We start from the raw sequence: 11891 nt of genomic DNA on the forward strand, positions 1-11891 counted from the left end.
CCAGGGGTTTCAGAGTATGGTAAATTGGGCAAATAACAAAAGGATAGGCCTTTTTTATATTTGTTTTTCTTTGCAAAGTTTGCAGAAAATCAAACACGGCTTGAAAGCATTGTGATTTGGGGGATTATATTGACAAGGATGAAGCACACGATAAACGAATGCCTTTTTTTCTATTGTATTATAGTGCAATATTTGCGCACGAATTGGGGACACTTCCCATTTTTCATAAACTTGCGAACGGATTTAAAAAGGGTATTCCAGAACTCCTGAGGTGCCTTTTTTGGTAACACTTTAGTTTTTTGAAAAAGTAAGGGCGAAGCATTTGCCAGTTTAGGTATGAACACATTTATGACAATTTACAGCAAATGCTTCGCCCCCCCTACACTATGCGGCAAACATCGCTAATGTTAGAATTTTTAAAAAAACTAACGCGGTAAAGATAGGTTTGAAACCTGTCTCTACGTTACTATTAATCCCTACTGATTGCTTTTTTTGCAAAGAATAGGGAATGCACAAGTAGAATCCGGTGTCCGTGATCCGGAAACTATCAATATGTTTTATGTAGCTTTTGCCCTGGCTCAACAATTTTACCTTTTCAGGACCAATGTCGAAGCCGGTAACCTGAAACCCGGCCTTGCAGAATTCAATGACCAGTGGCAATCCAACATTAGCGGAGTCCGATAACACCAATATGCGACTTCTTTGATTTAATTTTTTCGATTAGTTCCATATTTGTTTTTGAGAAATGGGTAATTCCGGGGACACCTTACTTATTTCAACCGAAAAACGATATCATTGTCCATGATGACTATGGCCCGGTATCCAGGCGTCACCCGAACCTACCAGATATTCTCCGGCTTATTGATGCACTTAAAGCGCAACGACGGATGGAAGGGGTACTCCGACCAAAGACAGTATGCCTTCTTTGCCCTTGTCCTGATATCCGGCGTAAGTTTGCCGTAATGTTCCCAGAAAGACGGCAGTGTCGCTGATTTCATAATTTCTCGACATCCAGAGGACTGCTCTTTCCTCCGACGATCTCCTGGCGGACCTGACGTGCGGCTCCGATAAGCTTATCCTGGGTTCCTGGAAAACGAATTCTTCCATTTAGCCTCATCCAGGAGGTATTCGATGTAGTCGCGCATATGCTCGACAACGGTTTCCTGAAGCTGGTCCGGCACAGTTTCAAGCATCTTAATCATAGTTGTGGCCGCAGATGTATCCATAGTTTATCCCTCCTTATTTATCCGTATTGTCAATGAGAAAATCTGGGGACAGGCCTTGACGGCCTGTTGCCAGAATTCCCTTTTAAAAAATACCTCTATGTCCACCCATCTATAAAATACCATGAAAACATGAGGGCCGCATCTTAAATGTTAAGCAAATGCCCACGGTGACAAATAATATCCAAAATATGAAATACCAAAAATCAAATATACCAGGTAGATATTTATAAGAAAATCTATTCAAAATACTTTTTTGTATCATTGGGCTAACTGCCTTGCCTCCTCAATAACCTTAAGAATCGAAGGTTCGACAGCGCCCGCTACATTGTCCGGAATGTGCTTGTGATGAGGGAAATTCTCAAGTCCTGGAAAATGCGGCGTGTTGTCATATCGAAAGACAAGCTTGTTTTGCTCGTCCTGAAAATGATAGCGATAGCCAAGGCGCCTGGGTCGACCGGCTTCACCAACAACTGCTTCATTCAACTCCAGCATATGTCCCCTCCGGAAACGCACTCGTATCCGCAAGTTCACACGACTAGCCGCCACAATCTCCTCTTCGTAACGCTCCACATAGGCGCCTTCCGCCTGCCGAACTGCGACTTCAACTTCCCTAAGATATCTTGATAGAAAATCAAGCAATATGCTACACATGTGCCTCTATTTCAAGCCTGATCGTAACATAATGTTGATAGTCATTCGCCCATTCGACGAAATCCTCGGAGTCTTCCAACTGTCCCTTGCTAAACTTGTCGAAAAACTCCTCCGATGTCATACGGTATCGATTTTCAAAAATGCTGAGATGCTTGGCTATAGCTACAAGAGCGTCTACAGGCGAATCATACTCAATTCTTTGTTTTCTCATATTTCCTCCTTCCGAAGTATTTGGGGTCACGAAGTATTTGTGGTCAGATCTTGAATATAGAATACAAAATTCAGCCTGCATCTTTTTAAGTATTCTTTGTAATTATTTTTGCCACCAGATGAACACTGATAAAAATTTCTTTATAACCTCTTATAAATAACTACGGATGAACTCTGATGAACTCTGATAAAGAGGTTAATAATATTGATCCGTGTTCATCCGTGTGAATTCGTGGTTAAGTTTTAGTACACTATTCTTTTCCATTCGAGCTTCGGTTTGCCAAAATTTACTATAATACCTTTGTCAACCACGGATGAACACTGATGAACACTGATAAAAATTTCTTTATAACCTCTTATAAATAACTACAGATGAACACTGAGAAATACGGTTAAAGAGGTTGATAATATTGATCCGTGTTCATCCGTACTACAATCCATCAACTTCTTGTTTTTTATGCTCGTTTTTCAAGCTGCACAAACGTAAGGCATTAATTAAATGATGCCTACGTAAAGTTTGGAGTATTGAGTTTTTGTCATTTGAAATTGTTTTGTATTTAGATATTCGTATTTCGAATTTGGTTGCGGCCAAAGGCCGCGCCAAGTGAATTCGTGGTTAAATTTTAGTACACTATTCTTTTCCATTCGAGCTTCGGGTTGCCAAAATTTACTATAATACCTTTGTTAACCACGGATGAACACCGATGAACACTGATAAAAATTTCTTTATAACCTCTTATAAATAACTACAGATGAACTCTGAGAAATACGGTTAAAGAGGTTGATAATATTGATCCGTACTACTATCCATCAATTTCTTGTTTTTTATGCGTGTTTTTCATGCCGCCATTTCCGTAAGTGCTTTAATATCAAGGGCTGAAGCGGTCATCAGTGAACAAGAGAACTTCTGGCCTTTCTCCGTCAAAACATAGCGGTTGGCCCTCGGAACTTTGCGGATTAGACCGTGTGCCCGCAGCATCTTTATCCGTCGGGTCGTTCGTCCGGAATATTTCTTTTGCTGATCCTTGCCGGATTGTTCGGATTCCCGGTAAAGCCACTTACGCAAATCATGGTTGCGGAATCCATTTATCGCGTTTTCGCCTTTGGACAGGAACATCAGCATCTGGTAATCATCCTGCTGCCAGGGATTCAAACCTCGATACCTCTTGCCCTCTTTGACAACCTTGTTACAAGCGCTGCTCACCACTTCTTTCAGTTTCTCCTCTACCTGAGCCGCCGCCAAAGCATCCCCATAACGATCATTGCATTGTTGGCTCACCTCACACCGTCGATGAAGATCGCTTACGCCCTTACGCATCTTCTGCCATGACGCCGGTTTGCCTTCATCATCATTGGGACTCCGAAAGACCTTAAAGTCCCGCGTATTATTGATCGTTGTCTCAATACGCAAGAGACTACCGCTCTTGTTATACATCTTCACTGAATTATAATTCACACTGTGCTTGACCCGTATACCTTCATAGCGTCTTCGATAGTCGCTGATAACCTCATCAGGGGCAGCGCCTGCAAGGTTACGCCTACCCAAATACTTCATCACCGAAGAACTGTCGCAAACCCGCATCGCATGATGAACAAACGATGGAAACAACTCCTCCAATGCCTCAACCGATTTAAACATGATGTCCGTCGCCCACTCCGTCTCATCCGCAGACCAGTAATACTCCGGTTCCAACGGACGAAGAATCTGCGACAATGCCGGGCAACTGCCCAACGCAAGCCCGTTCAGCAGCTTCGCCCAGTCAGTCTTAAGCTGCTCATGGAGCAGAACCTGCGCAGCCGCAATATCCTCTATACGCACAAAACAGTTGCCGTCCTTAACATAATCAATACCTTGCTTCTGAAGTTGCCGCTCCAGCCAATGACGACCATTGAGACAAATGAAAATATTAAACGGCGCCCAACTCTGGATACGAACATGACCAAAACCAAACACTGGATCGTTAAAATAATGATACACAAAGACACACTTGCGGGGCGCCATTACCAACTCGAGCTTCTTGCTGGCCTTGTTGCCCTTGACCATCGGCGCAATACAAGGCTCTACCACACTCAACAGGCAGATGGAACCTTCCGTAATCCTCTTATCCGCCGCGATCTGGCGAGCCAACTTCTCCTTATCAACACCGCTGCTCATCAAATACCGCACCTCGATACCCAAATCTTTCGCCCGCGATTCACAACTGTCTCGCACCTGTGCCGTAAGCCCATTGACCCAACCGGAAAAATCCTTAAGCAGAATTCTCGCTTGGTTCATGAATGTTCCCATCCCACGCTCACTGGCCAACCACCGCAATGTCCCGCGAAAACGAATCCTGTCCAGACCGCTTATTGCACCCACGATCCTGTCTCGATATAATTCCATCAACTTATTCATAAGTAGTGTCCTCCAAATTGTCTGATTACTATTTACGAGGATACTACTATACTTTATAATAAACTAAAAATCACCTTTTTGGTTGCGGCCAAAGGCCGCGCTAGGTGAATTTGTGGTTAAATTTTAGTACACCAATCTTTTCCATTCGAGCTTCGGGTTGCCAAAATTTACTATAATACCTTTGTTAACCACGGATGAACACTGATGAACACTGATAAAAATTTCTTTATAACCTCTTATAAATAACTACAGATGAACTCTGAGAAATACGGTTAAAGAGGTTGATAATATTGATCCGTGTTCATCCGTACTACTATCCATCAATTTCTTGTTTTTTATGCGTGTTTTTCATGCCGCCATTTCCGTAAGTGCTTTAATATCAAGGGCTGAAGCGGTCATCAGTGAACAAGAGAACTTCTGGCCTTTCTCCGTCAAAACATAGCGGTTGGCCCTCGGAACTTTGCGGATTAGACCGTGTGCCCGCAGCATCTTTATCCGTCGGGTCGTTCGTCCGGAATATTTCTTTTGCTGATCCTTGCCGGATTGTTCGGATTCCCGGTAAAGCCACTTACGCAAATCATGGTTGCGGAATCCATTTATCGCGTTTTCGCCTTTGGACAGGAACATCAGCATCTGGTAATCATCCTGCTGCCAGGGATTCAAACCTCGATACCTCTTGCCCTCTTTGACAACCTTGTTACAAGCGCTGCTCACCACTTCTTTCAGTTTCTCCTCTACCTGAGCCGCCGCCAAAGCATCCCCATAACGATCATTGCATTGTTGGCTCACCTCACACCGTCGATGAAGATCGCTTACGCCCTTACGCATCTTCTGCCATGACGCCGGTTTGCCTTCATCATCATTGGGACTCCGAAAGACCTTAAAGTCCCGCGTATTATTGATCGTTGTCTCAATACGCAAGAGACTACCGCTCTTGTTATACATCTTCACTGAATTATAATTCACACTGTGCTTGACCCGTATACCTTCATAGCGTCTTCGATAGTCGCTGATAACCTCATCAGGGGCAGCGCCTGCAAGGTTACGCCTACCCAAATACTTCATCACCGAAGAACTGTCGCAAACCCGCATCGCATGATGAACAAACGATGGAAACAACTCCTCCAATGCCTCAACCGATTTAAACATGATGTCCGTCGCCCACTCCGTCTCATCCGCAGACCAGTAATACTCCGGTTCCAACGGACGAAGAATCTGCGACAATGCCGGGCAACTGCCCAACGCAAGCCCGTTCAGCAGCTTCGCCCAGTCAGTCTTAAGCTGCTCATGGAGCAGAACCTGCGCAGCCGCAATATCCTCTATACGCACAAAACAGTTGCCGTCCTTAACATAATCAATACCTTGCTTCTGAAGTTGCCGCTCCAGCCAATGACGACCATTGAGACAAATGAAAATATTAAACGGCGCCCAACTCTGGATACGAACATGACCAAAACCAAACACTGGATCATTAAAATAATGATACACAAAGACACACTTGCGGGGCGCCATTACCAACTCGAGCTTCTTGCTGGCCTTGTTGCCCTTGACCATCGGCGCAATACAAGGCTCTACCACACTCAACAGGCAGATGGAACCTTCCGTAATCCTCTTATCCGCCGCGATCTGGCGAGCCAACTTCTCCTTATCAACACCGCTGCTCATCAAATACCGCACCTCGATACCCAAATCTTTCGCCCGCGATTCACAACTGTCTCGCACCTGTGCCGTAAGCCCATTGACCCAACCGGAAAAATCCTTAAGCAGAATTCTCGCTTGGTTCATGAATGTTCCCATCCCACGCTCACTGGCCAACCACCGCAATGTCCCGCGAAAACGAATCCTGTCCAGACCGCTTATTGCACCCACGATCCTGTCTCGATATAATTCCATCAACTTATTCATAAGTAGTGTCCTCCAAATTGTCTGATTACTATTTACGAGGATACTACTATACTTTATAATAAACTAAAAATCACCTTTTTGGTTGCGGCCAAAGGCCGCGCTAGGTGAATTCGTGGTTAAATTTTAGTACACTATTCTTTTCCGTTCGAGCTTCGGTTTGCCAAAATTTACTATAATACCTTTGTTAACCACGGATGAACACCGATGAACACTGATAAAAATTTCTTTATAACCTCTTATAAATAACCACGGATGTACAGTAGAGTAGAAACCAGACGACAAGAACTTAGGCAGAAGTTTGTTTTCTCTGTTTGCTGGCTGGTTTCCCGCCAGTGCCACCATATCTCCGCCATATACTTATCATCTGCCCCCCTCGTCAAACCGTGCATGCGATTTTCCCGCACACGGCTTTCCGACAGTCTTCTTCTTAAGCTTTCACAGGTTGTCTGGCAGAAACATATTTTGTCGGGTCTATTAGTCCATATCTATTGACTAATTCCTTAAACGCTCCTCGATTATAGAGCTTGCTCCTGCGCTGACTTTTCCTCTTATAATATCTCGTCAATCTCCTGAAAAGATAATATCGTAGGTCTCTTCTTCCTGCTTGGCTTTTCGATATAGTTTACGCTGAAAGTCTCGGACTCTTTCCTCATCGCTCTTTTGCGATTTCGGTATTGATAGTATGCGTTACGGTCATCAACCTGAATAATGAGACCTCCCAAGTTCATTTATATACCTTTTACAGTCATACCGTCACTCTCAACTCCGACGACACCGCATAGTTCTACCGTTTGTCTCTTGCTACCTATGCGATTACAGATTTCACCCTCTCTGGGAGGCTCATCTATCGTATTTTTAGCGTAACTAAGCCTGCGTGTTCGCTTGCACTACGGTCTGACTGCTCGCTACAGGGAACTCGAACGTATTCATCGCTGTTTACGTCCTCCCGTGAGGCTTTCTGCCTCTTTCACTACCGCCCGAACGGTCAATTGGCGGGTTGGATTTGCACCAACTGATATATATACGCTTCTTGGCGTACCGGATTAACACAGATAGAAACAAATCCCAAATAATTACGAAATTACAACTTTTCCATAATACATTTTACTTTGGCTACCAATTGAACAAGCTGACAATCTTAATAACTAGCAGAACAATAATTTTCATTCCTCTCCTGCATCTTGTAATATCCCAACTACTATTTCGTCTCTAATCCAAATACCGTTTCCCAATATCTTGGCAATGGCTGGTTTTATTGAATTAAGCAGTCCCTTTTTCTTGGCCATTAACAGTACGCCTAGTGTCCCAATCACCTTAAGTCCTAAAACTTTTGCCTGGAGTCTTGCAATCTTTTCGTCTATCAGCACATGCTGGATACCTTTTTCTTTTGCCAGGATGATAACTTCTGCCTCACCTTGCTCCAGTTCATACAACAATTTTATCTTCTCAATATCGTGAACTTTTTCAATTCTTACCCATTCGCAAGTTTCCAGTTCATAAACGCCAAAACTTTTTCTTCCACCAGCCATAATCTCTTCTTTGACATGCAGTGGGACACAAACGTCCGTATAAAGCTTTTCAAGTAACGGAATCTGACCACATATTGAAAGGGCAATCCAAGGAGATGTATTGACCACGATTCCTTTATCTGTCACTTCTGGCTTCCTCTAGTATTTCTTCCAAATCCATCTGAAATGGAGAAACCTTGTATTTTTTTAATCTCATCAAAAACTCAACCCTGCTCAGACCAGCCATCTTTGCAGCCTTACCAGAAGATATTTTGCCAAGCTCATAAAGTTTTAATGCTAAAAGATATCTTGCTTCATCTTCGAACTCTTCTCTGGTTTCCTTAAGAGAGAGCAGGACATCATCTGAATATTTTATAGTAAGTACATTTTCTTTCATTAATTTTATCTCCTCTTCCAACAAGGTTTGTCAAGCAAATATTTGGGGTCAGACCTTGAATATAGAATACAAAATTCAGCCCGCATCTTTTTAAGTATTCTTTGTAATTATTTTTGCCACCAGATGAACACTGCTAAAAATTTCTTTATAACCTCTTATAAATATAGCCAAACAAATATGATTTTAGGAATTTGGCAATAAAATGGCTTTCTAAAAAACAGATTTATTTGACTAAGCATACTATACAACCCCCTTTCCGGAAAGATTTCAACAAAATCCTTATTTTAAGCGGGTTTCCACAAATTCAAAATAATATGTAGTCGCAGAATAAATGGCCTATTTATTAATACAAATCCTTTATAACCCTATAAATACTGACTTGACAAAATATTTTATTAATGATAGTGTAGTCAAAGAATATTGGGACTACATTATGCACCTTACTTATAGCGATTCTAAATACAAAGGGAAAACCTATAAATCTTACTCTATTGCCGAATCCTACAGGGATGGCAAAAAGGTCAGAAAAAGAATACTTTGGCCCATCGGGAAACTTTCCGATATTCAAGCCGAGCAAATCAAACTGATATGTAAAACAGTTGAAAACACAGATCAATTGCAGACTCAGCTCAAAGACGTTGCAGTCCTGGAAAGCAGGGCATATCTCGATATAGCCGTTGTTAATGAGTTGTGGAACCAGTGGCAGCTTGATCAGGCTTTTGACTACGATGTCACTGCAGGCGCCCTTCCTACCAATATGATTGCAAAGATACTGACTATTAACAGGTGCACCGATCCGTGTTCTCATTATTCCATTCCTCATTGGGCGAAAAAGAGCGCGCTGGAGGACATTCTTAAAATTGATCTTTCAGGCCTAAATGACGATAAAATCTATTATGAATTAGATAAAATACACAAAAACAAAATATCTATAGAGAACCACCTTTTTAACCAAACCTTCTGGAAACGTCCGGAATCCTATAAATTTATCAACTACGACCTAACTACTTCCTACTTTGTGGGATATAACTGTGATCTATCGGCATTTGGCAAGGGCAAAATAGAGTGTCATGGCAGGCGGCAGGTCTTACTGGGTGTTCTTATCAACTCTGAGGGATATCCTTTCAAATGGGATGTATTCCCCGGGAACACCGCTGAGGTAAAAACCCTCAAACAGAATATCAATGCCTGTAAAACCAGATTCAAATTGACTGATAAAAACGTCACCCTTGTATTTGACAGAGGCATAATCTCTGAGGACAATGCCAATTTGATAGAAGAAGCCAAACTCAAATACATCTCGGCATTGGATAGAAATCAGATACCCTCTTGCGGTGTCAGTTTAAAGTCTCTTAATGGGTTATCCATAGAAGATAAGGACGCCTCCGATATACCTATCCCGCAAGGGTTTTTAAACTATGATGATGAATTATACTACCATGACAATGGCGTCATAGGAAACAAGCGTTTTATTACCGGTTTTAATCCCACTTTATTTATAGAAGACCGCAATAATAGAGACGAGAAAATAACCTTTTTTAAGGATTATCTCAAAGAAGAGAATAAAAACCTTAAAAATGCCCAAAGAGACCGGCAATATGACGCAACAAAGAGCCGCATTGTAGATGAGCTGAAAAGGTTAAAGATTCATAAATATTTCGAAGACCCTGTTCTGACGTCCATCACCGTTACCCATAGACTGAAAAACGGGCAGGTCAAATCCGTCAAAAGTTTCAAAATAGAAATCAAGCTGTTAACTGATGTTATAGCCGCAGATAGATTGTTGGATGGCGTATGTGTTTTTATCACTAACCATACAGAACGGGAAGATGGAGGTGCGTTTAAAGCAAAACCCCAATCTATAGTTAGAGCCTATCGGGACAAGACAAAAATAGAAGATGTCTTTAAAAATGTAAAATCGTTCTTAAAAATCAGGCCCTTCTTTGTCAATACCGAGGCACATGTTAAAGCCGTCTATACTATCTGCATCCTGGCATATTTTATAAACCGTTATCTATCAAACCAACGAAAGGCAATAGGAGAAAAAGATTTTTTAAACTCAAAGGAACTCTATGCGCCGTTCAAAGATATAGATATCGCCACTCTTGAGGCTAAAAATACCGGTGAAACCTTAAAGAAAGCCGTGAAACTTCCCGCCGTCACACAAATGCTATTGGAAAAACTTGGAATGTCCAATGTTGTTTTCGGCCAGTAATTAAAAGACTTCCAAAAGACATGTAGTCGCAGAATCAATGTTTATAAGTGTTTGCCAAATTTGACTTTAGTAATTTCTTTCCGGAACATGGGATACAAGCACGCCCCTTAATTCCCTCTTTATAGAAGGGACGGGAGGTGTAAATTTTTCGAAAACCTTATTTGTTTGACTATAACTACAGATGAACTCTGAGAAACACGGTTAAAGAGGTTAATAATATTGATCCGTGTTCATCCGTGTGAATTCGTGGTTAAGTTTTAGTACACTAATCTTTTCCATTCGAGCTTCGGTTTGCCAAAATTTACTATAATACCTTTGTTAACCACGGATGAACACTGATGAACACTGATAAAAATTTCTTTATAACCTCTTATAAATAACTACAGATGAACTCTGAGAAACTCGGTTAAAGAGGTTGATAATATTGATCCGTGTTCATCCGTACTACAATCCATCAACTTCTTGTTTTTTATGCTCGTTTTTCAAGCTGCACAAACGTAAGGCATTAATTAAATGATGCCTACGTAAAGTTTGGAGTATTGAGTTTTTGTCATTTGAAATTGTTTTGTATTTAGATATTCGTATTTCGAATTTGGTTGCGGCCAAAGGCCGCGCCAAGTGAATTCGTGGTTAAATTTTAGTACACTAATCTTTTCCATTCGAGCTTCGGGTTGCCAAAATTTACTATAATACCTATTTTTATCCCTGTTGCTTTCAAGTAGTTTATTAGTTGTGCTTCATGTTGGGGGCTTAGTTCTTTGACTGCTTTTAATTCAATAATAACTCTGTCCTCAACGAGGATATCTGTATAAAAATCTCCAACTACTTTGCCTCTAAATAATACCTTGAGTGGCGCCTGCGCTTTTGCATCTATCTTCTTGTCAAAAAGGGCAATAGTTAATGCTTTTTCATATACACTTTCAAGAAAACCTGTTCCGAGCTCATTTGAAACCTCAAAACATGCACCAATAATTTTCTCAGTTAAATCTTTTTCTAATAATTCCATGTCAGTTTAACTCCTTATGTTAACCACGGATGAACACTGATGAACACTGATAAAAATTTCTTTATAACCTCTTATAAATAACTACGGATGTACAGTAGAGTAGAAACCAGACGACAAGAACTTAGGCAGAAGTTTGTTTTCTCTGTTTGCTGGCTGGTTTCCCGCCAGTGCCACCATATCTCCGCCATATACTTATCATCTGCCCCCCTCGTCAAACCGTGCATGCGATTTTCCCGCACACGGCTTTCCGACAGTCTTCTTCTTAAGCTTTCACAGGTTGTCTGACAGAAACATATTTTGTCGGGTCTATTAGCCCATATCTATTGACTAATTCCTTAAACGCTCCTCGATTATAGAGCTTGCTCCTGCGCTGACTTT

At 41.6% G+C, this 11891-nt stretch carries 11 protein-coding genes; 1 reads left to right on the top strand and 10 read right to left on the bottom strand.

The window, feature by feature from the left end:
- Positions 1–870: 870 nt before the first annotated feature.
- The 9 genes from KSMBR1_RS21805 to KSMBR1_RS04590 form a co-directional block, all read right to left on the bottom strand.
- Positions 871–1107, bottom strand: a complete 237-nt coding sequence (locus tag KSMBR1_RS21805; protein ID WP_197705339.1) for a hypothetical protein — start codon at positions 1105–1107, stop codon at positions 871–873.
- Positions 1074–1226 carry a hypothetical protein gene (locus tag KSMBR1_RS04550; RefSeq protein ID WP_197705340.1) on the bottom strand — a complete coding sequence of 51 codons (153 nt, stop codon included), beginning with the start codon at positions 1224–1226 and terminating at the stop codon, positions 1074–1076. The genes KSMBR1_RS21805 and KSMBR1_RS04550 overlap by 34 nt, the downstream gene beginning before the upstream one ends.
- 258 nt (positions 1227–1484) lie before the next feature.
- Positions 1485–1865 carry a toxin TumE gene (gene tumE, locus KSMBR1_RS04555; RefSeq protein ID WP_197705341.1) on the bottom strand — a complete coding sequence of 127 codons (381 nt, stop codon included), beginning with the start codon at positions 1863–1865 and terminating at the stop codon, positions 1485–1487.
- A 4-nt stretch (positions 1866–1869) separates the two neighbouring features.
- Positions 1870–2088, bottom strand: a complete 219-nt coding sequence (tumA, locus tag KSMBR1_RS04560; protein WP_099324263.1) for an antitoxin TumA — start codon at positions 2086–2088, stop codon at positions 1870–1872.
- Positions 2089–2925: 837 nt separating this feature from the next.
- Entirely contained in the window at positions 2926–4482 is a 1557-nt protein-coding gene (locus KSMBR1_RS04565; protein WP_099323647.1) for a hypothetical protein, read from the bottom strand.
- A 348-nt stretch (positions 4483–4830) separates the two neighbouring features.
- The gene (locus KSMBR1_RS04570; RefSeq protein ID WP_099323647.1) at positions 4831–6387 is read right to left on the bottom strand and encodes a hypothetical protein; all 1557 of its coding nucleotides are present in this window, start codon (positions 6385–6387) and stop codon (positions 4831–4833) included.
- A gap of 548 nt (positions 6388–6935) precedes the next feature.
- Positions 6936–7115 carry a hypothetical protein gene (locus KSMBR1_RS04580; protein WP_099324265.1) on the bottom strand — a complete coding sequence of 60 codons (180 nt, stop codon included), beginning with the start codon at positions 7113–7115 and terminating at the stop codon, positions 6936–6938.
- A gap of 435 nt (positions 7116–7550) precedes the next feature.
- Positions 7551–8042 (bottom strand): PIN domain-containing protein, encoded by a 492-nt coding sequence (locus KSMBR1_RS04585; RefSeq protein WP_099324266.1) that lies wholly within the window; start codon positions 8040–8042, stop codon positions 7551–7553.
- The gene (locus KSMBR1_RS04590; protein ID WP_099324267.1) at positions 8032–8292 is read right to left on the bottom strand and encodes a UPF0175 family protein; all 261 of its coding nucleotides are present in this window, start codon (positions 8290–8292) and stop codon (positions 8032–8034) included. The genes KSMBR1_RS04585 and KSMBR1_RS04590 overlap by 11 nt, the downstream gene beginning before the upstream one ends.
- Positions 8293–8623: 331 nt before the next feature.
- On the opposite strand from KSMBR1_RS04590, the gene KSMBR1_RS04595 reads away from it, so the two are divergent.
- The gene (locus KSMBR1_RS04595) at positions 8624–10507 is read left to right on the top strand and encodes an IS1634 family transposase (protein ID WP_099324133.1); all 1884 of its coding nucleotides are present in this window, start codon (positions 8624–8626) and stop codon (positions 10505–10507) included.
- Positions 10508–11144: 637 nt separating this feature from the next.
- Here KSMBR1_RS04595 and KSMBR1_RS04600 read toward each other — a convergent pair.
- Positions 11145–11513 (bottom strand): GxxExxY protein, encoded by a 369-nt coding sequence (locus KSMBR1_RS04600; protein ID WP_099324268.1) that lies wholly within the window; start codon positions 11511–11513, stop codon positions 11145–11147.
- Between the last annotated feature and the right edge of the window lie 378 nt (positions 11514–11891).

The sequence above is a fragment of the Candidatus Kuenenia stuttgartiensis genome (assembly GCF_900232105.1).
In the GTDB taxonomy this organism is placed as follows: domain Bacteria; phylum Planctomycetota; class Brocadiia; order Brocadiales; family Brocadiaceae; genus Kuenenia; species Kuenenia stuttgartiensis_A.

What these genes read in the sequence shown, in the direction of transcription:
- KSMBR1_RS21805 (WP_197705339.1), bottom strand. Translation starts at nt 1,107, where the DNA reads ATGGAAGAATTCGTTTTCCAGGAACCCAGGATAAGCTTATCGGAGCCG.
- KSMBR1_RS04550 (WP_197705340.1), bottom strand. Translation starts at nt 1,226, where the DNA reads ATGGATACATCTGCGGCCACAACTATGATTAAGATGCTTGAAACTGTG.
- tumA (WP_099324263.1), bottom strand. Translation starts at nt 2,088, where the DNA reads ATGAGAAAACAAAGAATTGAGTATGATTCGCCTGTAGACGCTCTTGTA.
- KSMBR1_RS04565 (WP_099323647.1), bottom strand. Translation starts at nt 4,482, where the DNA reads ATGAATAAGTTGATGGAATTATATCGAGACAGGATCGTGGGTGCAATA.
- KSMBR1_RS04570 (WP_099323647.1), bottom strand. Translation starts at nt 6,387, where the DNA reads ATGAATAAGTTGATGGAATTATATCGAGACAGGATCGTGGGTGCAATA.
- KSMBR1_RS04580 (WP_099324265.1), bottom strand. Translation starts at nt 7,115, where the DNA reads ATGAACTTGGGAGGTCTCATTATTCAGGTTGATGACCGTAACGCATAC.
- KSMBR1_RS04590 (WP_099324267.1), bottom strand. Translation starts at nt 8,292, where the DNA reads ATGAAAGAAAATGTACTTACTATAAAATATTCAGATGATGTCCTGCTC.
- KSMBR1_RS04595 (WP_099324133.1), top strand. Translation starts at nt 8,624, where the DNA reads ATGGCCTATTTATTAATACAAATCCTTTATAACCCTATAAATACTGAC.
- KSMBR1_RS04600 (WP_099324268.1), bottom strand. Translation starts at nt 11,513, where the DNA reads ATGGAATTATTAGAAAAAGATTTAACTGAGAAAATTATTGGTGCATGT.